The sequence below is a fragment of the Chimaeribacter coloradensis genome (assembly GCF_002858715.1).
GTDB lineage: Bacteria > Pseudomonadota > Gammaproteobacteria > Enterobacterales > Enterobacteriaceae > Chimaeribacter > Chimaeribacter coloradensis.
In genome coordinates, this window is the sequence record NZ_PJZH01000011.1 from 57,491 (window position 1) to 77,772 (window position 20,282).

The following is a 20,282-nucleotide window of genomic DNA, read 5'->3' on the forward strand; positions in this document are numbered from 1 at the left end:
AATTCCTCATACTGGCTTTTATTGTTATCTGAGAGGATGTTATGCCGAATTCCACCGCAACCCCGGCCGCGGGCACCGCCCTGCCCGGTGGCCTGCCTGCCCGTGCCGGGCAGGGGTTTTCACTGGCGGTGCTGAGCGCGTTTCTGCTGGCGTTCACCGCCATCATCATCCGCGTGCTCACGGAACAGTACCGGTTGCCTGCGCTGGTGCTGGCCTTCTGGCGGGCGGCGCTGGTGTCGGCGGTGCTGTTCCCGGTGCTGCTCTGTGTGCGGCCGCAATGGCTGCGCCTCAGCTGGGCGCGGCTGCGGTTTTATGCGCTGTTCGGGCTGGTGCTGGCGCTGTTCAATGCGCTCTGGACGTTTTCCATCATGCTGAACGGCGCGTCGGTCGCCACCATCCTCAGCTACTTTTCGGTGGGGTTTACGGTGTTTCTCGGCTGGGTCTGTTTTGGTGAGCGGCTGAGCGCCCGGCAACTGGCAGTGATCGGCGTCAGCCTGGTGGGCTGTGCGCTGGTCAGCCTGGGCGGCGATGAGGCGGCGGCGCACACCGGCCTGGTGGGGTTATTGATTGGCGTGCTGACCGGGGTCGGCTCCACGCTCTATGCACTGTGCGGGCGGCTGGCGAGCCGCCGCGGCTACCCGGAGTGGAACACGATTCTCTATGTGTTCGCCTTTGCGGCACTCTACCAGCTGCTGTTCAACACCGCGGCCGGGCACCTGCCGGTGCCGGACGGCAGCCTGACCGGGAGCCTCTGGTTTTTGTCTCAGGGGCCGGCCGGCATTCAGTGGCACGGCTGGGGGCTGTTGCTGCTGCTGGCAGCGGGGCCGACGCTGCTCGGCTTCGGCCTGTATAACCTCAGCCTGAAAAGCCTGCCGCTGGCGGTGGCTAACCTGATCCTCTCCCTGGAGCTGGTGTTTACCGCCGCCATCGCCTTTGTGTTGCTGGGCGAAACCCTGACGCCGTGGCAGCTGCTGGGCAGCGCCCTGATGCTGGCCGGGATCGGGCTGATGCGCAGCCGCCGCCGGGCAGTGGTCAGGGCGCCGGACGGTTCGCCGGGCGCAGCAGCGGCGTGCGCAGCCGCTGTGCCAGGAACACCCCCAGCAGCGTAACGCCGCCGCCGATCAGGTGGTAACTGTGCAGCTGCTCATGCAGGAACAGCACCGCAATCACCGCCGTAAACAGCGGCGTCAGGTTCATAAAGATTGAGGTGGTGTTCGCGCCCAGCCGCATCACGCCCTGAATCCACAGGAAGGGCGCAACCAGCGAGGCGGGGATGCCGGCAAACAGCACCAGCGGCAGGTTCTGCGCCGTGAGGGTGGCGTCCGGCGTCAGCAGGAAGTTGGGCAACAGCAGCAGCACGCCGAACAGGATCTGCACATAGAGGGATTGCCAGTTCGGCAGCGGGATCGCCCAGCGGCGGGTGAGCACGCCGTAACAGGCGTAGGAGGCGGAGGCGGCAAACATCATCAGCTCGCCGCTGCCGATGCCGTGGGTCAGCAGCTGCTCCGGGTGGCCGGCGCTGACCAGCCACACCAGGCCGCCGAACGAGAGCACGCCGCCGAGCGCCATGCCGCGGGTGGGGGCGATGCCGAGCAGGGCGATGCTGAAGAGGATGGTCAGCAGCGGGATCAGCGAGCTGAGAATGCCCATAAACAGCGCGCTGACGCTATGTGCGGCGTAATAGGCCAGGCTCTGGTAGAGCACCATGCCGAGCAGCCCGAGCACCAGCAGTTTCCCCAGGTGCGGGCGCAGCGCCTGCCGGTTACGCCACAGGCCGGGCAGCACAAAAGGGGTCAGCACCAGCAGCGCCAGCAGCCAGCGGTAAAAGGAGATGGCAGCCGGGGCGATGGCACCGGCCGCCAGTTTGCTGACCACGGCGTTCAGCGACCAGATCAGCACGGCCAGCAGGGGGAGAAGCGCGTTCATAACTCTTGTCTCATGGTAAAAAGGGGGTAGTGTACGTGCCCCGGCCGCGGATGGCGACTCCCCCGGCCACCCCGCCCGCCGCCTCGCCCTGTGCCCGTTTCCCCCGCGCCGCTGCGCAATCGTCTGGGTTTCGCCTGAAATAATGGGATTCTCAGTGATTCAGTGGCAGAATATTTGCCCTTCTTTATCGCTATGCTGCCGGAGTGTGACGTGAAAATCCTGGTTGATGAAAATATGCCGTATGCCCAGACCCTGTTCAGCCGCCTGGGCGAGGTGCAGGCGGTGCCCGGCCGCCCGATCCCGCAGGCGGCGCTGGCGGGGGCTGACGCGCTGATGGTGCGCTCCGTCACCAAAGTGAATGCCGATCTGCTGGCCGGCACCGGGGTGAAATTTGTCGGCACCGCCACCGCCGGCACCGACCATGTGGATGACGCCTGGCTGGCGGCGCAGGGCATCGGCTTTTCTGCCGCGCCGGGCTGCAACGCCATCGCCGTGGTGGAGTATGTCTTCTCCGCGCTGCTGATCCTCGCCCAGCGCGACGGCTGGCAGCTGCGTGATAAAACTGTGGGGATCGTCGGCGTCGGTAACGTCGGCTCCCGGCTGCAGGCGCGGCTTGAGGCGCTGGGCGTGAAAACGCTGCTGTGTGACCCGCCGCGCGCCGCGCGCGGTGATCACGGCCCGTTCTGGCCGCTGGAGAAGCTGGTGGCCGAGGCAGATATCCTCACCTTCCACACCCCGCTGAATAAAGAGGGCCCGTACCGCTCGCGCCACCTGGTGGATGCCGAGGTGCTGGCCGCGCTGCCGGACAACCGCGTGCTGATCAACGCCTGCCGCGGTGCCGTGGTGGACAACGCCGCGCTGCTGGCCGCGCTCCGGGGCGGCAAAGCGCTGCGCACCGTGCTGGATGTCTGGGAGCCGGAGCCGGATCTCTCACTGCCGCTGCTGCAGGCCGTGGACATCGGCACTGCGCACATCGCCGGGTACAGCCTGGAGGGCAAAGCACGCGGCACCACGCAGGTGTTCGAGGCCTACAGCCAGTTCCTCGGCCGGCCGCAACAGGTGCCGCTGGCGACGCTGCTGCCGGTGCCGGATGTCAGCGAGGTGACGCTGAACGGCAATCTGGCGGCGAACCTGGATGAAGGGACCCTGCTGCGCCTGATGCACCTGGTGTATGATGTGCGCCGCGATGACGCCCCGCTGCGGCGGGTGGCCGGGATCCCCGGCGAGTTCGACAAATTGCGGAAGTTTTATCAGGAGCGGCGCGAATGGTCGTCGCTCTGCATACAGTGTGACGACGAGGCCACGGCCGCGTTGCTGACCCGGCTCGGCTTCAGCGCCCGGCTGCGTTAAGCGCGTCACCCCCTCTTTTCATGGGCGGCAGTGACCGCCCTTTGTGTTTGTTTTTCTGGAGAAACCACTATGTCTGACGGCTGGAACATTGCCCTGTTGGGGGCCACAGGCGCGGTAGGCAACGCCTTACTGGAACTGCTGCAGGAACGCCAGTTCCCGGTGGGGGAACTTTTCCCACTGGCCAGCGACCGCAGCGCCGGTGAGTCCCTGCGTTTCAACGGGAAATCGGTGATGGTGCAGGACGCCGCGCAGTTTGACTGGGCGCAGGCGCAACTCGCCTTCTTTGTGGCCGGGACGGAGGCCACCGCACGTTACGCGGAAGAGGCGGCCAACGCCGGCTGCCTGGTGATTGACAGCAGCGGCCTGTTCGCGCTGGAGCCGGATGTGCCGCTGGTGGTGCCGGGCGTCAACCCGCACGTGCTGGGCGATTACCGCAACCGCAATATCGTGGCGCTGGCCGACAGCCTGACCAGCCAGCTGCTGACCGCCATCAAACCACTGACGGAGCAGGCCGGGCTCTCCCGCCTGCACGTCACCAGCCTGATCTCCGCGTCAGCGCACGGCAAGGCGGCGGTGGACGATCTGGCCGGGCAGAGCGCCCGCCTGCTCAACGGCCTGCCGGTGGAGCAGAGCCTGTTCAGCAAACAGCTGGCGTTCAACCTGCTGCCGCTGCTGGCGGATGAGGCGGGCAGCGTGCGTGAGGAGCGCCGCCTGGTGGACCAGGTGCGTAAAGTCCTGCAGGACGAAGGCCTGCCGATCTCGGTGAACTGCATCCAGTCGCCGGTGTTCTATGGCCAGGCGCAGGTGGTCAACCTGGAGGCGCTGCGCCCGATGGCGGCTGACGAGGCGCGTGAGGCGTTCCAGACGGTAGAGGAGATTTCGCTGAGCGATGAGCAGGACTTCCCGACCCAGGTCACGGATGCCTCCGGCAACGACGCGCTGAGCATCGGCTGCGTGCGCAACGACTACGGCATCCCGGAGATTCTGCAATTCTGGTCCGTGGCTGACAACATCCGCTTCGGCGGCGCGCGGATGGCGGTGGAAACCGCCGAGAAGCTGGTGCAGGAGTACATGTACTGATGTCTGACGCCGTGACCCTGCCGCCGGAACCGGCGGCAGGCCAGTTTAAAATCGCGCTGGGAATCGAGTATGACGGCAGCCGCTATTTCGGCTGGCAGCGGCAGCAGGAGGTCGCCAGCGTGCAGGGCTGCCTCGAGCAGGCGCTGAGCAAAGTGGCGGCGCACCCGGTCAGCGTCTTCTGCGCCGGGCGCACTGACGCCGGGGTACACGCCACCGGGCAGGTGGTGCACTTCACCACCGATGCCGTGCGCAAAGAGGCGGCCTGGACGATGGGGGTCAACACCCATCTGCCGCCTGACATCGCCGTGCGCTGGGTGAAAACCGTGGAGGAGGATTTCCACGCGCGTTTCAGCGCCACCGCCCGCCGCTACCGCTATGTGATCTACAACCACCGCTACCGCCCGGCCATTCTCCAGCAGGGAGTGACGCACTACCACCAGCCGCTGGATGAGCAGCGGATGCAGCGCGCGGCGCAGAGCCTGCTGGGCGAGAATGATTTCACCTCATTCCGCGCGGTGCAGTGCCAGTCGCGCACCCCGTGGCGCAATGTAAAACATGTAAATATTACACGCCTGGGTCACTATATTGTGGTAGATATCAAGGCCAATGCGTTCGTTCACCACATGGTACGCAACATTGTCGGCAGCCTGATGGAGATCGGCTGTGGTAACCAGCCGGAAACCTGGATGGCCGATTTGCTGGCGGTGAAGGATCGCACGCAGGCCGCGGCCACGGCCCGGGCAGAGGGGCTTTATCTGGTGGCAGTGGACTACCCGGCACGTTTTGACCTGCCGTCCCCGCCGCTGGGGCCGCTGTTTTTGCCGGACGATCTGCACCCGGCACACTGACAGGCAACACAGGGACCCGGCTCGCCGGGTATACGTTTAAACCTGCGGGGTTGTTACCTGCATCACAGAGATGGGCCCTATGGACTTTATCCATTTCGTTATTGATTTTATTCTGCATATTGATGTTCATCTGGCAGAACTGGTCGCGCAGTATGGCGTGTGGATTTACGGCATTCTCTTCCTGATCCTGTTTTGTGAAACCGGGCTGGTGGTCACCCCCTTCCTGCCGGGGGATTCGCTGCTGTTTGTGGCGGGCGCGCTGGCGGCCCTGCCGTCCAACAGCCTGGATGTGCATGTCATGGCGTTCCTGATGGTCTGCGCGGCGATCCTGGGTGACGCGGTGAACTACACCATCGGCCGCCTGTTTGGTAAGCGGTTGTTCAGTAACCCTGACTCGAAAATTTTCCGGCAGAGTTACCTGACCAAGACCCACCAGTTCTATGACAAGCACGGCGGCAAAACCATTATCCTGGCGCGTTTCGTGCCGATCGTGCGGACTTTTGCGCCGTTTGTGGCCGGGATGGGGCATATGTCCTACCGTCACTTTGCCGCCTACAACGTCGTGGGCGGGCTGCTGTGGGTGCTGCTGTTCACCTATGCCGGTTACCTGTTTGGTGACCTGCCGGTGGTGCAGGAGAACCTGAAGCTCTTGATTGTCGGCATTATCCTTGTTTCAATTCTGCCGGGCGTAATTGAAGTATGGCGTCACCGCCGCGCAGCCGCGCGGGCGCAAAAACAGTAAAACAGGGTGACGCCGTCACATTATTGTTAAGTTTTGACGACATTAACCTAACGGTTCGACCAGTTTTTTATCCACAGTGTCGAACCGTTATGGTTTAATGAGCGGCATTTATGGTCTGTCCGTGCGGACACCCCTGATGTCAGTGCCTTAGTGGCGCGCCCCGGGCGCGCATCTCGGGCATTTTTTTATGGGTCGTTTACGGCGGACAAGAACAGTGGACCGGCAATGGCCGGGTTCAAACAGAAAGGTCATCAATGAGCTGGATTGAACGAATTCTAAATAAGAGCACGATCACCCAAACCCGTAAGGCGAACATTCCTGAAGGGGTCTGGACTAAATGTGACAGCTGCGGCCAGGTTCTCTACCGCGCCGAGCTGGAGCGCAACCTTATGGTGTGCCCTAAGTGCGACCATCACATGCCGATTGCTGCGCGTATGCGCCTGCATACCTTCCTGGATGAAGGCAGCGATGTGGAATTGGGCAGTGAGCTTGAGCCGAAAGATGTGCTGAAGTTTAAGGATTCCAAAAAGTATAAAGACCGCCTGAGCGCGGCCCAGAAAGAGACCAACGAGAAAGACGCGTTGATCGTCATGAAGGGCACGCTGCACGGTATGCCGGTCGTCGTGGCCTCCTTTGAGTTCGCCTTTATGGGCGGGTCAATGGCCTCTGTGGTCGGCGCGCGCTTTGTGCGTGCGGTCGAGCAGGCGCTGGAAGACAACTGCCCGCTGGTCTGCTTCTCCTCCAGCGGCGGCGCGCGTATGCAGGAAGCGCTGATGTCCCTGATGCAGATGGCGAAAACCAGCGCCGCGCTGGCCAAAATGCAGGAGCACGGCCTGCCGTACATCTCGGTACTCACCGACCCGACCATGGGCGGCGTCTCCGCCAGCCTGGCGATGCTGGGTGATCTGAACGTCGCGGAACCGAAAGCGCGCATCGGCTTCGCCGGCCGCCGCGTGATCGAGCAGACCGTGCGTGAGAAGCTGCCGCCGGACTTCCAGACCAGTGAGTTCCTGATCCAGAAAGGCGCGATCGACATGATCATCCGCCGCCCGGAGATGCGCGGCAAGCTGGCCAGCATCCTCTCCAAGCTGACCAACCACCCGGAGCCGAATGTTGTGGTTCACGTGGTTGACAGCGACGATGTCGTCAGCGACAACCAGCAGGACGCCTGACCGGCCCGGTGACAACCGGTAACGGGTGGTTGCTGCGGCAGCCACCCGCCACCTGACAAGGGGCACCACCTGCGCCGACGTCGTGGGTGGTGCATTGTCCACTAACGTTGCGCCACACGCAGCGTAAGCAAGCGAACGGGACACATGCAAACTCAACGCACTCCCCACGCCACGTCGCCCCTGGCCACGTGGCTTCATTATCTCGAACACCTTCACTCTCAGGCGATTGACCTCGGCCTGGACCGCGTCAAACGCGTCGCGGAACGCCTCTCCCTGCTCAGACCCGCCCCCTTTGTGTTTACCGTCGCCGGGACCAACGGCAAAGGCACCACCTGCCGCACGCTGGAAGCGATCCTGCTGGCCGCCGGTTACCGCGTGGGCGTCTACAGTTCACCGCATCTGGTGCGCTACACCGAGCGGGTGCGCATTCAGGGTCAGGAGCTGCCGGAAGCAGCGCACTGCGCCTCCTTTGCCCAGCTTGAGGCCGGGCGCGGCGACATCTCCCTGACCTATTTCGAATACAGCACCCTCTCCGCACTGCACCTGTTCACCCAGGCGGCGCTGGATGTGGTGATCCTGGAAGTGGGGCTGGGCGGGCGGCTGGACGCCACCAACATCGTGGACGCCGACGTCGGGGTGATCACCAGCATCGCCCTCGACCACACTGACTGGCTGGGGCCGGACCGCGAAAGCATCGGCCGCGAGAAAGCGGGGATCTTCCGGCCGGGCCGCCCGGCGGTGGTCGGGGAACCTGCGATGCCGTACACCATCGCCGAAGTGGCCCACGACCGCGGCGCGGCGCTCCATGCGCGCGGCGCTGACTGGCACTTCAGCGTGGGGGCCGCCAACTGGCAGTGGCAGGCGGGCGGCCGGGTGCTGGCTGACCTGCCGCTGCCGCAGGTGCCGCTCGACAACGCCGCCACGGCGCTGGCGGCGCTGCACTACGGCCTGCCTGCGCTGACGGTGGCGGTGCCGGCCCTGACGGTGGATGACCAGGCGATCCGCATCGGGCTGCAACAGGCGATGCTGCCGGGGCGCTTCCAGACGGTGAGTGAGTCCCCGCGGCTGATTCTGGACGTCGCGCACAACCCGCATGCGGCGGCCTATCTGGCGCAGCGGCTGGCCGCTCTGCCGCGCCAACCGGGCAGCCGGGTGCGCGCCGTGGTGGGGATGCTGTCAGACAAAGACATCGCCGGGACGCTGGCCTGCCTGGTGCCGCAGGTAGACGTGTGGTATTGCGCGCCGCTGGAAGGGCCGCGCGGGGCCACCGCAGAGCAACTGGCGGAACACCTGGCCGCCCCGCAGCTGTTTGCGGATGTCGGCACAGCCTGGCAACAGGCGATGCAGGACGCGGACGATCAGGACATTGTGATCGTTTGCGGGTCATTCCATACCGTGGCACATGTCATGGAAGCACGAGAGGCAGGGAACAGCAGTGGCAAGTAAGTTTCAGAACCGCCTGGTCGGCACCGTGATCCTGGTGGCGGTCGGGGTGATTGTGCTGCCGGGCCTGCTCGACGGCAAAAAGAAGCACTATGAGGATGAGTTTGCGGCCATTCCGCTGGTACCGAAAGCAGGTGACAGCCAGGAGAATGACGCCGTGCCGCCGGTGACCCAGTCACTGCCCGCCCAGCCGCCGGAAGGTGCCGGGCAGGCCGTGGGGGCCGCCAGCCAGCCGGCGGCCGGGCCGGGCACTACGGCAGAGGCACCGGAGCAGCGCGCGCCGGTTACCGCGCCGCCGGTGACCACCACCAAACCTGTTCAGCCGGAGAAGGTGGCACCGAAACCCGCCGAGCCGAAGCCGGTGAAACCGGTGGAGAAGCCGAAGGCAGAGCCAAAACCGGAACCGAAACCGGTTGAGAAGCCGCAGCCGAAACCGGAAACCAAGCCGCAGCCCACTGACACCGCTCCGGCCGGGCAGGCCTATATCGTTCAGCTCGGCGCGTTGAAAAACGCCGCCAAAGTGAATGAGATTGTCGCCAGCCTGCGCCTTTCGGGTTACCGCGCCTACACCGTGCCGTCCACGCCGGTGCAGGGGCAGATCACCCGCATCTTTGTCGGGCCGGACGCCTCGAAGCAGAAGCTTCAGTCCGCCCTGCCGGAGATGAACCAAATCAGCGGGCTGAGCGGCCAGGTACGGGCCTACAGCGCCGGGCGCTAGATCCGGCCATGCAGACGGGGTGCCGGAAGGCGCCCCGTTTCTTATTTCAGGGGCGCATGCGGGCAGGGCAGTGCACTATGTTTCTGCCTGCGTTGATGTTTTTTTAAGCTGTGTTAATTATTTGCGATGGGGCCGGATTTCCCCTACGCAAACGTTTTCTTTTTCTGTTAGAATTCGCCGCGAATTGGATGCGGGGCGGATCATCATTGGGATAACCATGGTCTGGATCGATTTCGTCATCATTGCAATTATTGGGTTTTCGGCTCTGGTCAGCCTGATCCGGGGATTTGTCCGCGAAGCGTTGTCACTGGTTACCTGGGGATGCGCGTTTTTTGTGGCCAGTCATTACTATCCCTACCTTGCTATCTACTTCACCCGTTTTCAAGAGGAACTGGTCCGGAACGGAATCGCAATCGGCATCTTATTTATCGCGACGTTGCTCGTAGGTGCCGTTGTTAACTATGTGATTGGCTCGCTGGTGGAGCGTACCGGGCTGTCAGGTACAGACCGGGTACTGGGCGTGTGTTTCGGCGCGCTGCGCGGTGTGTTGATTGTCGCCGCTATCCTGTTTTTTCTGGATACCTTCACCGGCTTTTCACAGAGTGCTGACTGGAAACAGTCTCAGTTGATTCCGCAGTTCAGCTATATCATCAGGTGGTTTTTCAGCTACCTGCAGAGCACGTCGAGTTTCTTGCCGCAGCATCTCTAACTGCGGCAGCGCTGATGAGGAAAAGACAACATGTGCGGTATTGTCGGGATCGCCGGTTTTATGCCGGTCAACCAGTCGATTTATGACGCGTTAACGGTGCTCCAGCACCGTGGGCAGGATGCCGCAGGCATCATCACCATTGATGCCAACAACGGCTTCCGTCTGCGTAAAGCCAACGGCCTGGTGAAGGATGTGTTTGAAGCCCGGCACATGCAACGCCTGCAGGGTAACATGGGCATCGGCCATGTCCGCTACCCGACCGCCGGCAGTTCCAGTGCGTCTGAAGCGCAGCCTTTTTACGTCAACTCGCCGTTTGGTATCACCCTGGCGCACAACGGTAACCTGACCAACGCCCACGAGCTGCGCAGCAAGCTGTTCGAAGGGGCGCGTCGCCATGTGAACACCACCTCCGACTCCGAAATTCTGCTGAATATCTTCGCCAGCGAACTGGACCGTTTCCAGCACTACCCGCTGGAAGCGGAGAACATTTTCGCCGCGATTGCCGCGATGAACCGGCAGATCCGCGGGGCTTACGCCTGCGTGGCGATGATCATCGGCCACGGGCTGGTGGCGTTCCGTGACCCGCACGGCATCCGCCCGCTGGTGATCGGCAAGCGTACCCTGCCGGACGGCCGCAATGAGTATATGGTCGCCTCCGAGAGCGTGGCGCTGGACACGCTGGGCTTCGAGTTCCTGCGCGACGTGGCACCGGGCGAGGCGGTCTATATCACCGCCAAAGGGCAGCTCTTCACCCGCCAGTGCGCGGAGAACCCGTCGTGCCACCCGTGCCTGTTCGAGTATGTCTACTTCGCGCGCCCGGACTCCTTCATCGACAAGATCTCCGTCTACAGCGCCCGCGTGCGCATGGGCGAGAAGCTCGGCAACAAGATTGCCCGCGAATGGGAAGATCTGGACATCGACGTGGTGATCCCGATCCCGGAAACCTCCAACGACATCGCGCTGGAGATCGCCCGTATCCTGAACAAGCCGTACCGCCAGGGCTTTGTGAAGAACCGCTACGTCGGCCGTACCTTCATCATGCCGGGCCAGCAGGCGCGCCGCCAGTCCGTGCGCCGCAAGCTGAACGCCAACCGCGCCGAGTTCCGGGACAAAAACGTGCTGCTGGTGGATGACTCCATCGTGCGCGGCACCACCTCGGAGCAGATCGTGGAGATGGCGCGTGACGCCGGTGCCAAGCGCGTTTACCTCGCCTCGGCTGCCCCGGAGATCCGCTTCCCGAACGTCTACGGCATCGACATGCCGAGCGTCAACGAGCTGATCGCCCACGGCCGTGAGGTGAGTGAGATCACCCAGCTTATCGGCGCGGACGCGCTGATCTTCCAGGATTTGAACGACCTGATCGACGCGGTGCGCGAAGACAACCCGGACATTGAGCAGTTTGAGTGCTCTGTGTTTGACGGTATCTACGTCACCAAAGATGTGGACCAGGGCTATCTGGAGCACCTGGAGGCGCTGCGCAACGACGATGCCAAAGCGCTGCGCGGCCAGCAGGAAGTGGAAAATCTGGAAATGCATAACGAGGGCTGATAATCCGGCCCGCTTTGGTTACCATACCCTGCTGAAAGGGCCAGGCTTGCCTGGCCCTGTTTTTTTTAGGCGGCGGACGGTTGCCCGGCGCGATCACTTCCGAGGTAAGAGCATGAAACGTCTCATCATTGGCATCTCCGGTGCCAGCGGCGCTGTCTATGGCGTGCGCCTGTTGCAGGTTTTGCGTGAGGTCGAGGGGGTGGAAACCCATCTGGTGATGAGCAATGCCGCCCGCCAGACGCTGGCGCTGGAGACCGACTACGCCCTGCGGGACGTGCAGGCGCTGGCCGATGTGGTCCACGATGCGCGTGACATCGCGGCCAGCATCTCCTCCGGCTCGTTCAAAACCGCCGGGATGGTGATTCTGCCGTGCTCCATCAAAACCCTCTCCGGCATTGTGAACAGTTTCACCGACAGCCTGGTGACGCGCGCGGCGGACGTGGTGCTGAAAGAGCGGCGCACGCTGGTGCTCTGTGTGCGGGAGACGCCGCTGCACCTCGGCCACCTGCGCCTGATGACCCAGGCCGCTGAGCTGGGCGCGGTGATTATGCCGCCGGTACCCGCCTTCTATCACCGACCCGAAACTGTGCAGGAGATCGTCGACCAGACGGTAAACCGCGTACTGGATCAGTTTGGCATTGAATTACCTGACGATCTGTTTGAGCGCTGGCAGGGCGCACGTTAAAGATTTGTGACATAGATTGCCCTATAACGGTTCACACTTTTCCTGATGCACCATAATTGACCCAGGCGTGGTCAATCGTGGTGCATACCGCCCGGCAGCCTGCCGGGGCGTGCCGGTTCCCGGCTGTTGCTCTCCCGTAAATTGGACTTATGTCGCGATCTCCGGTGCGTTTCCGGCACTTTTCCGGCATACCGGGCGCGCCTGCATAAACGGCATGGAAACTGCATAAAACCCAAAGAAATGCTGGGTCCGGCATCGGAAAATAATTTGAGGGTAATCTATGAATAAGCTGGTCAAAGTCCTTCCCCTGGTATTGGCGTTCGCGGCAGCACACAGTTTTGCCGCAGTACCGAAAGATATCCGTATCGGCACCGATCCTACCTACGCCCCGTTTGAATCAAAAAATGCCAGCGGCCAGTTGGTGGGGTTTGATATCGATCTGGCCAAAGAGCTGTGCAAACGCATTGAGGCGAAATGCACCTTTGTGGAGAGCGACTTTGATGCGCTGATCCCCTCCCTGAAAGCCAAGAAAATTGATGCCATTATCTCGTCTCTGTCGATCACCGAAAAACGCCAGAAAGAGATCGCTTTCACAGACAAACTCTACGCCGCCAATGCGCGCCTGATTGCGAAAAAAGGCTCGCCGATTCTGCCGACCCTTGAAGCGCTGCGCGGTAAACGCGTGGGCGTGCTGCAGGGCTCCACCCAGGAAGCCTACGCCAATGCGATGTGGCAGCCGAAAGGCATCGACGTGGTGGCCTACCAGAACCAGGACTTAATCTACGCCGACCTCGACTCCGGGCGCATCGATGCCGCCTTCCAGGATGAAGTCGCGGGCAGCGAAGGCTTCCTGAAACAGCCGGTGGGCAGGAATTACGCGTTCGCCGGGGAAGCAGTAAAAGATGACACCTTCTTCGGTGTCGGCACCGGCATGGGGCTGCGCAAAGATGAGACCGAGCTGCGTGAGGCGCTGAACAAGGCGTTTGCAGAGATGCGCAAAGACGGCACCTACGACAAATTCGCCAAAGAGTACTTTGATTTTGACGTCTACGGCGGCTGATGCCCGCTCCGTTCCCGCAGGGGCGTCTGCCCCTGCGTTGCTTCCGTGATACAGAGACACCGCCATGCTTGACGGCTATTCCCAACTGATTTTACAGGGGGCGTGGGTGACGCTGGAACTGGCGCTCTCGTCCGTGCTGCTGGCCGTGGTCATCGGGCTGGCCGGCGCGGGCGGCAAGCTCTCCCACTCCCCGCTGCTGCGCGGCTTTTTCAACGCCTACACCACGCTTATCCGCGGGGTGCCCGATCTGGTGCTGATGCTGCTGATCTTCTACGGGTTGCAGATAGCCCTGAACAGCGTCACTGAGCTGGCCGGGCTGGCGCAGATCGACATCGACCCGCTGACGGCGGGCATTATTACTCTCGGCTTTATCTACGGTGCCTATTTCACCGAGACTTTCCGCGGAGCCTTTATGGCGGTGCCGCGCGGGCAGATTGAGGCGGCCACCGCCTACGGGTTCAGCGGCACGCAGATTTTCCGCCGTATTCTCTTCCCGGCAATGATGCGCTTCGCGCTGCCGGGCATCGGCAATAACTGGCAGGTGATTTTGAAAGCCACCGCGCTGGTGTCGCTGCTGGGGCTGAATGATCTGGTCAAGGCGACCCAGCTGGCGGGCAAAGGCACCTATCAGCCGTTCTTCTTCGCTATGGTGGCCGGGGCGATCTACCTGATTCTCACCACGCTCTCCAATGGCGTGCTCTGGTGGCTGACGCGGCGTTACTCGCTGGGCGTGAAGAGGGCCGAGCTATGATCGAGATTCTGCAACAGTACGGCATGTCGCTGCTCTGGAGCGACGGCTACCGCCTTACCGGGCTGGCCGTGACCCTGTGGCTGCTGATTTCGTCGGTGGTGATGGGTGGCCTGCTGGCGATCCCGATGGCAGTGGGGCGGGTCTCACCGCTGCGCTGGGTCAGCCTGCCCATCTGGTTCTATACCTATGTGTTCCGCGGCACGCCGCTCTATGTGCAGCTGCTGGTGTTCTACTCCGGCATGTACAGCCTGGACATAGTGCGCGGCACCGAGTTTCTCAACACCTTTTTCCGCAGTGGCCTGAACTGCACCATCCTGGCGCTGACGCTGAACACCTGCGCCTATACCACGGAGATTTTCGCCGGGGCGATCCGCGCCGTGCCGCACGGGGAGATTGAGGCGGCCAACGCCTACGGTTTTTCGCGTTTCAAGCTCTACCGCTGCATCATTCTGCCGTCGGCGCTGCGCACCGCGCTGCCCGCCTACAGCAATGAGGTGATCCTGATGCTGCACTCCACGGCGCTGGCGTTTACCGCCACCGTGCCGGACATCTTAAAAATCGCCCGCGACATCAACGCCGCCACCTACCAGCCGTTTTACGCCTTCGGCATTGCGGCGGTGATCTACCTGGCGATCTCGTTTGTGCTGATCGGCCTGTTCCGGCAGGCGGAGCGGCGCTGGCTGGCCCACGTCAGGCCGCAGCGCGCGCACTGACCGATCACTTTTTTACGGAATAGAAAGCATGGCAGACAATAAACTGGCGGTGACCGAACTGCACAAACGCTACGGCGACCATGAGGTGCTGAAAGGGGTGTCGCTCTACGCTGACGCCGGGGATGTGATTACCATCATCGGCTCGTCCGGCTCCGGCAAAAGTACCTTTCTGCGCTGCATCAACTTCCTGGAAAAACCGAGTGAAGGGTCGATCAGCGTCAATAATCAGGACATCCGCATGGTGCGGGACAACGACGGCCAGCTGAAGGTGTTTGACAAGAAACAGCTCCAGCTGCTGCGCACCAAACTCACGATGGTGTTCCAGCACTTTAACCTCTGGAGCCACATGACGGTGCTGGAGAACGTGATGGAAGCGCCGGTTCAGGTGCTGGGCCTGAGCAAAGCCGAGGCGCGTGAGCGGGCGATCCGTTACCTCGACAAAGTCGGTATCGATGAGCGGGCGCGGGCCAAATACCCGGTCAACCTCTCCGGCGGCCAGCAGCAGCGGGTGTCGATTGCGCGTGCGCTGGCGATGGAACCGGAGGTGCTGCTGTTTGATGAGCCGACCTCTGCCCTTGACCCGGAGCTGGTGGGCGAAGTGCTGCGCATTATGCAGAAGCTGGCGGAAGAGGGGAAAACCATGGTGGTGGTGACGCACGAGATGGAGTTTGCGCGCCACGTCTCCAGCCAGGTGATCTTTTTGCATCAGGGGGTGATTGAAGAGCAGGGGCCGCCGGCGGAACTGTTCGGCAACCCGAAAAGCGCGCGCCTGCGGCAGTTCCTGTCGGGCGCGCTGAAGTAACCTGCCGCGGCGGCGGCAGGTCAGGGCTTACTGCCGGGCCGCCAGTTGGCAGAGTGCCAGCGTCATCTCATAGGATTTCACAAAGGCACCGATCGGCAGGAACTCAAAGCGTGAATGGAAGTTATGCGCGCCGGTGAAATAGTTCGGCGTCAGCAGCCCTTTGGCTGACAGCGCCGCGCCGTCGGTGCCGCCGCGCATCGGGATCACTTTCGGCTCCACGCCGATCTCGTTCATGGCGGCGAAGATCAGGTCGATCGCCCGGCGATCCTCACCGATCGCGTTGGCGATGTTGCTGTAGACGTCGCTGATTTTGAACTCCACTTTGGCACGCGGGTAGCGGCGGGCGATGATCTCGGCCACGTCGCCAATCCGCTGTTTGCGGCGCAGGAAGCTGTCGGCGTCAAAGTCACGGATCGCCGCTTTCAGGTGCGCGACGTTGGCGTTGGCGCTCATCTCCTGGAACCAGGTGTAGCCCTCGCGCCCCTCGGTGTGCTCCGGGGTTTCGTTGCGGTCGAAATGGCTGATAAAGTCGTGGGCCATCAAGAGCGGGTTGATCAGCACTCCTTTGGCAGACATCGGGTGCGCCGGGATGCCGGTAAAGCTCAGTTCCACCCCGGCGGCGTTGAAGTTCTCATAGACCACCTCGCCCTGTTCGCAGCAGTCGATGGTGTAGGCAAAATCGACGTCAAAGCGCGCCAGATCCAGCGCTTTCGCACCGCGCAGGCCGATCTCTTCGTCCGGCACAAACGCCACCACGATGTCACCGTGCGGCGTCTCCGGCGTCAGGTTGGCCAGCAGCGTCATCACCACCGTGACCGCGGCTTTGTTGTCCGCGCCCAGCACGCTGGTGCCGTCGCTGAAGATGATCGGCTGGCCTTGATAAGCGGCGATTTCCGGGTGATCGTTGACCCGCAGCCAGATATCTTTTTCAGCATTGAGGCAGAGATCGTCCCCCTCGAAGGTGAGGATTTGCGGATGGATATGCGGTGACAGGCCGACGTCTACCGTGTCGATATGGGTGATAAAGCCGATGCGCGGCGCGCCCGGCTGGTTACCCGGTTTCACGGCGGTGACGGTGGCGTGCTCATCCACCACCACCTGTTGCAGGCCGAGCTGGCGCAGCTCCTCTGCCAGCAGCGCCGCCAGCTCATGCTGGCCGGGGGTGCTCGGCAAGGTGGTGGCGGCCGCATCGCTCTGGGTGGTGATCGCCAGATAGCGGAAAAAACGTTCAGTCAGCTGGTCGGCAAGCGCGTTATGCATGGTGATTCCCCGGGAGTCAGTGTTCATAAGTTTTTCATATATAACAATTTTGTTAAGAAACATCGCAGGAATGGTAATCTGTTTTCGGGCTGCATTCACGTTATTTATCCTTTACCTCAGGCAAGGAAAAAACAATGAAAAAAAACAGAGTAAGCTTACTGATTGCGCTGCTGGCGGCCGGTGTGGCCACCCAGGCCCCGGCGCAGACGCTGGTGTTCTGCTCCGAAGGCGCGCCGGAAAGCTTTAACCCGCAGCTCACCACCTCCGGCACCACGGTGGATGCCACCTCAGTGACGATTTACAACCGCCTGGTGGACTTCAAGGTCGGCGGTACCACGCTGGAGCCGAGCCTCGCCGAGCGGTGGGACATCAGCCCTGACGGCAAAGTGTACACCTTCCATTTGCGTAAAGATGTGAAATTCCAGACCACCAAACATTTCACCCCGACGCGCAATTTCAACGCTGACGATGTGATCTTTTCGTTTATGCGGCAGAAAGACCCGGCCAACCCTTACCATAACGTTTCCGGCGGGGTTTACGCCAACTTTGACAGCATGGCGCTCGGCACGCTGATTACCGCCATCGACAAGCCGGATGAGCACACCGTGCGGTTTACGCTGGCGCACGCGGAAGCGCCGTTCCTGGCGGATCTCGGCATGTATTTCGCCTCAATTCTCTCCAAAGAGTATGCCGACCAGATGCTGAAAGCGGGTACGCCGGAAAAAGTGGATACCCAGCCGGTAGGCACCGGGCCGTTCCAGCTGGTGCAATACCAGAAAGATTCCCGCATCCTCTATAAGGCGTTTGACCACTACTGGGAGGGCAAGCCGAAGCTCGACCGGCTGGTGTTCACCATCACCCCGGATGCGGCGGTGCGCTATGCCAAGCTGGAGAAGAATGAGTGCCAGGTGATGCCGTTCCCCAACCCGGCCGACCTGCCGCGGATGCGGGCCAACCCCGATCTCACGCTGATGGAGAAACCGGGGCTGAACATCGGTTTCCTGGCGTTTAACGTGAAAAAGCCGCCGTTGGACCAGCTCAAGGTGCGCCAGGCGCTGGCGCTGGCGGTGAACAAACCGGCGATCATGGAAGCGGTGTTTAACGGCACCGGCCAGCCGGCGAAAAACCTGCTGCCGCCCGGCGTCTGGAGCGCCAACACCGCGGTGCAGGACTACCCCTACGACCCGGCGCAGGCGAAAAAGCTGCTGGCGGAGGCGGGGCTGGGGCAGGGCTTCGCCATTGACCTGTGGGCGATGCCGGTGCAGCGCCCCTATAACCCCAATGCCCGCCGGATGGCAGAGATGATCCAGGCGGACTGGGCGAAAATCGGCGTGAAAGCGACCATTGTCACCTATGAGTGGGGCGAATACCTGCAACGGGTGAAGCGTGGCGAACACCAGACGGCGCTGATGGGCTGGACCACCGCCAACGCCGACCCGGATAACTTCTTCGGCCCGCTCTACAGCTGCGCCTCAGCCAACGGCGGCTCCAACTCCTCCCAGTGGTGCTACCCGCCGTTCGATAAGCTGATCACCGCGGCGCGCGCCACCAATGACCAGGCCCAGCGCACCGCCATGTACCAGCAGGCACAGGTGATGATGCATGAGCAGGTACCGGCGCTGATGATTGCGCATTCGACCATTTTCGAGCCGGTGCGCAAAGAGGTGGTGAATTACCAGATCGACCCCTTTGGCAAGCACATTTTCCGCTATGTCTCGCTGAAGGAGTAAGGGCTAACGGCGCGCCAGCACGTTACGCAGCGCCTCTTCCAGGTCGGCAAAGCGGAAGTGGAAACCGGCCGCCTCCAGCCGTTTCGGGATGGCGCGCTGGCCGGTGAGCACCAGCACTGACGCCTCGCCCATCAGCAGCCGCACCGCGAAGGCGGGCACGCGCACAAAGGCCGGGCGGTGCAGCACCTCGGCCAGCGTCGCGGCGAATTTGTCATTGTGCACCGGGTAGGGCGCGACCATATTGAAGGCACCGCGCAGCTCAGCGTGCGCCAGCAGATAGAGAATACCGGCCACCATATCATCCAGATGGATCCACGGCAGGTACTGGCGGCCGTGGCCGAACGGCCCGCCCAGCCCGAGCCGGAACGGCGGCACCATCTTCGCCAGCGCGCCGCCGTGGGGGGCCAGCACCATGCCGGTGCGCAGCAGGCAGACGCGCGTCTGCGGGCTTTCTGCCGTCAGCGCCAGTTCTTCCCAGCGCGCGCAGAGCTGGTGGGTGAATTCGTCGTGCGGCACCTCCTCCTCGGTGACCACCGCCTCGCCCTGGTCACCGTAATAGCCGGTGGCAGAGCCGGAGATAAACACCGACGGCGGCACGGCGCTGGCCTTGAACAGCGCCGCCAGCCGGCTGGTCAGTTGCCAGCGGCTGTCGCACAGGCGGCGCTTCTGTTCGCGGCTCCAGCGGCGGTCAGCAATCGGCTCCCCGGCCAGATTGACCACTGCATCGATGCCGTCCAGCGTGCGCTGGTCAGTGAGCGTCGTCCAGCAGGTGATATCGCTCCCCAGAATGGCCCGGGCGCGCGCGGCATTGCGCGTCAGCACCGTGACCTGATGGTGGGCCAGAAGTTGCGCCACCAGATGGCGGCCAATCAGGCCGGTTGCGCCGGTTATCAGCACTCGCATAATCGATTCCCGTTAAGGCAGTGAAGGCTCTTCTTAGCATAGGCGATAGGCGGCCGCCGTCCTGCGACGTGGCCGTTATTTTCACCGGAATCAACAGGGTGGGGCACAATGCGCGGCCCCGCGCCGGGGAGCCGCCGGGCGTCAGTGCGCCAGCTGGTAGGCTTTGAGGGTGGCCGGGCGCGCCTTGATGCGCTCAAACCAGTTGCGCACCGCGGGGAAGTCCGCCAGGTCGATGCGCTGGCGCTCGTGGGAGACGACCCACGGGTAGGTGGCGATGTCGGCAATGCTGTAGTGATCCCCGGCCAGATAGGGCTTCTTCTCCAGCTGGGTATTGAGCACGCCATACAGGCGTTTGGTTTCGGTCTGGTAGCGCTCAATGGCGTAAGGCACCGGCTGCGGCGCAGAGTGGGTGAAGTAGTGGTTCTGGCCCAGCATCGGCCCGAAACCACCCACCTGCCAGAACAGCCACTGCAAGGCCGAGGCACGCTCGCGCAGCTCCTGGCTCAGCAGCTTGCCGGTTTTCTCCGCCAGGTAGAGCAGAATCGCGCCGGACTCAAAAATACTGACCGGTGCACCGCCGTCAATGGGCTGGGTATCCACAATCGCCGGGATTTTGTTATTGGGCGAAATCGCCAGAAACTCGGGGGTAAACTGGTCCCCGGCGCTGATGTCGATGGGGTGAAGGCGGTAGGGCAAGCCGGTTTCTTCAAGGAAAAGCGTGATTTTATGTCCGTTCGGGGTAGCGGCGTAATACAGGTCAATCATAGTGCCTCCTGCGTTAGGTGATCTGTAAGTCATTACACGGGCACGCTGGCCCGTTATCCGAAACAACCTGGCTAGGA

At 62.5% G+C, this 20,282-nt stretch carries 20 protein-coding genes; 16 read left to right on the forward strand and 4 right to left on the reverse strand.

Features of this window, described 5'->3' with window-relative positions:
- The first annotated feature begins 41 nt into the window (after window positions 1–41).
- A complete protein-coding gene (locus CYR32_RS12195) occupies window positions 42–1,109 on the forward strand; it encodes a DMT family transporter (RefSeq protein WP_101824712.1) in 1,068 nt (355 codons plus the stop codon).
- Here the strand turns inward: CYR32_RS12195 and CYR32_RS12200 are convergent.
- Window positions 1,033–1,926 (reverse strand): DMT family transporter, encoded by an 894-nt coding sequence (locus CYR32_RS12200; RefSeq protein WP_101824714.1) that lies wholly within the window; start codon window positions 1,924–1,926, stop codon window positions 1,033–1,035. The two genes, CYR32_RS12195 and CYR32_RS12200, sit on opposite strands and share 77 nt — an antisense overlap.
- A 210-nt stretch (window positions 1,927–2,136) precedes the next feature.
- Between CYR32_RS12200 and pdxB the strand changes: the two genes are divergently transcribed.
- The 14 genes from pdxB (at window position 2,137) to hisP (ending at window position 15,547) form a co-directional block, all read left to right on the forward strand.
- On the forward strand, window positions 2,137–3,276 hold the full coding sequence (gene pdxB, locus CYR32_RS12205) for a 4-phosphoerythronate dehydrogenase PdxB (protein ID WP_101824833.1): 1,140 nt from the start codon (window positions 2,137–2,139) through the stop codon (window positions 3,274–3,276).
- A 69-nt stretch (window positions 3,277–3,345) separates the two neighbouring features.
- Window positions 3,346–4,356, forward strand: a complete 1,011-nt coding sequence (locus CYR32_RS12210; RefSeq protein ID WP_101824716.1) for an aspartate-semialdehyde dehydrogenase — start codon at window positions 3,346–3,348, stop codon at window positions 4,354–4,356.
- Window positions 4,356–5,204, forward strand: a complete 849-nt coding sequence (gene truA / locus CYR32_RS12215; RefSeq protein ID WP_101824718.1) for a tRNA pseudouridine(38-40) synthase TruA — start codon at window positions 4,356–4,358, stop codon at window positions 5,202–5,204. The genes CYR32_RS12210 and truA overlap by 1 nt, the downstream gene beginning before the upstream one ends.
- 79 nt (window positions 5,205–5,283) lie before the next feature.
- A complete protein-coding gene (locus tag CYR32_RS12220) occupies window positions 5,284–5,946 on the forward strand; it encodes a DedA family protein (RefSeq protein WP_101824720.1) in 663 nt (220 codons plus the stop codon).
- A gap of 254 nt (window positions 5,947–6,200) precedes the next feature.
- A complete protein-coding gene (gene accD / locus CYR32_RS12230) occupies window positions 6,201–7,118 on the forward strand; it encodes an acetyl-CoA carboxylase, carboxyltransferase subunit beta (RefSeq protein ID WP_101824724.1) in 918 nt (305 codons plus the stop codon).
- Window positions 7,119–7,262: 144 nt separating this feature from the next.
- The gene (gene folC, locus CYR32_RS12235; protein WP_101824726.1) at window positions 7,263–8,564 is read left to right on the forward strand and encodes a bifunctional tetrahydrofolate synthase/dihydrofolate synthase; all 1,302 of its coding nucleotides are present in this window, start codon (window positions 7,263–7,265) and stop codon (window positions 8,562–8,564) included.
- Window positions 8,554–9,279 (forward strand): cell division protein DedD, encoded by a 726-nt coding sequence (gene dedD / locus CYR32_RS12240; protein WP_101824728.1) that lies wholly within the window; start codon window positions 8,554–8,556, stop codon window positions 9,277–9,279. The genes folC and dedD overlap by 11 nt, the downstream gene beginning before the upstream one ends.
- A 217-nt stretch (window positions 9,280–9,496) precedes the next feature.
- Window positions 9,497–9,988: a colicin V production protein gene (cvpA, locus tag CYR32_RS12245; protein WP_101824730.1), complete on the forward strand. Its 492-nt coding sequence runs from the start codon at window positions 9,497–9,499 to the stop codon at window positions 9,986–9,988.
- Window positions 9,989–10,018: 30 nt separating this feature from the next.
- Window positions 10,019–11,536, forward strand: a complete 1,518-nt coding sequence (gene purF / locus CYR32_RS12250; RefSeq protein ID WP_101824732.1) for an amidophosphoribosyltransferase — start codon at window positions 10,019–10,021, stop codon at window positions 11,534–11,536.
- A 112-nt stretch (window positions 11,537–11,648) separates the two neighbouring features.
- Window positions 11,649–12,221 carry a UbiX family flavin prenyltransferase gene (locus CYR32_RS12255; RefSeq protein ID WP_101824734.1) on the forward strand — a complete coding sequence of 191 codons (573 nt, stop codon included), beginning with the start codon at window positions 11,649–11,651 and terminating at the stop codon, window positions 12,219–12,221.
- 280 nt (window positions 12,222–12,501) lie between these two features.
- Window positions 12,502–13,281, forward strand: coding sequence for a lysine/arginine/ornithine ABC transporter substrate-binding protein (locus tag CYR32_RS12260; protein WP_101824737.1), 780 nt, complete (start codon window positions 12,502–12,504; stop codon window positions 13,279–13,281).
- Between the two features lie 64 nt (window positions 13,282–13,345).
- Entirely contained in the window at window positions 13,346–14,032 is a 687-nt protein-coding gene (locus tag CYR32_RS12265) for a histidine ABC transporter permease HisQ (protein WP_101824739.1), read from the forward strand.
- On the forward strand, window positions 14,029–14,745 hold the full coding sequence (locus CYR32_RS12270) for an ABC transporter permease (RefSeq protein ID WP_101824741.1): 717 nt from the start codon (window positions 14,029–14,031) through the stop codon (window positions 14,743–14,745). Before CYR32_RS12265 ends, CYR32_RS12270 begins: the two co-directional genes overlap by 4 nt.
- Before the next feature lie 28 nt (window positions 14,746–14,773).
- On the forward strand, window positions 14,774–15,547 hold the full coding sequence (gene hisP, locus CYR32_RS12275; protein WP_101824742.1) for a histidine ABC transporter ATP-binding protein HisP: 774 nt from the start codon (window positions 14,774–14,776) through the stop codon (window positions 15,545–15,547).
- 27 nt (window positions 15,548–15,574) lie between these two features.
- On the opposite strand, the gene pepT is transcribed toward hisP, so the two are convergent.
- Window positions 15,575–16,807 (reverse strand): peptidase T, encoded by a 1,233-nt coding sequence (pepT, locus tag CYR32_RS12280; protein ID WP_101824835.1) that lies wholly within the window; start codon window positions 16,805–16,807, stop codon window positions 15,575–15,577.
- 134 nt (window positions 16,808–16,941) lie between these two features.
- Here pepT and CYR32_RS12285 point away from each other — a divergent pair, with 134 nt between their 5' ends.
- Window positions 16,942–18,537, forward strand: coding sequence for an ABC transporter substrate-binding protein (locus tag CYR32_RS12285; protein ID WP_101824744.1), 1,596 nt, complete (start codon window positions 16,942–16,944; stop codon window positions 18,535–18,537).
- A gap of 3 nt (window positions 18,538–18,540) precedes the next feature.
- Here CYR32_RS12285 and CYR32_RS12290 read toward each other — a convergent pair whose 3' ends face one another.
- Window positions 18,541–19,440, reverse strand: a complete 900-nt coding sequence (locus tag CYR32_RS12290; protein WP_101824746.1) for a TIGR01777 family oxidoreductase — start codon at window positions 19,438–19,440, stop codon at window positions 18,541–18,543.
- A gap of 141 nt (window positions 19,441–19,581) precedes the next feature.
- Window positions 19,582–20,205, reverse strand: a complete 624-nt coding sequence (gene yfcG, locus CYR32_RS12295) for a GSH-dependent disulfide bond oxidoreductase (protein WP_101824748.1) — start codon at window positions 20,203–20,205, stop codon at window positions 19,582–19,584.
- Window positions 20,206–20,282 lie beyond the last annotated feature (77 nt).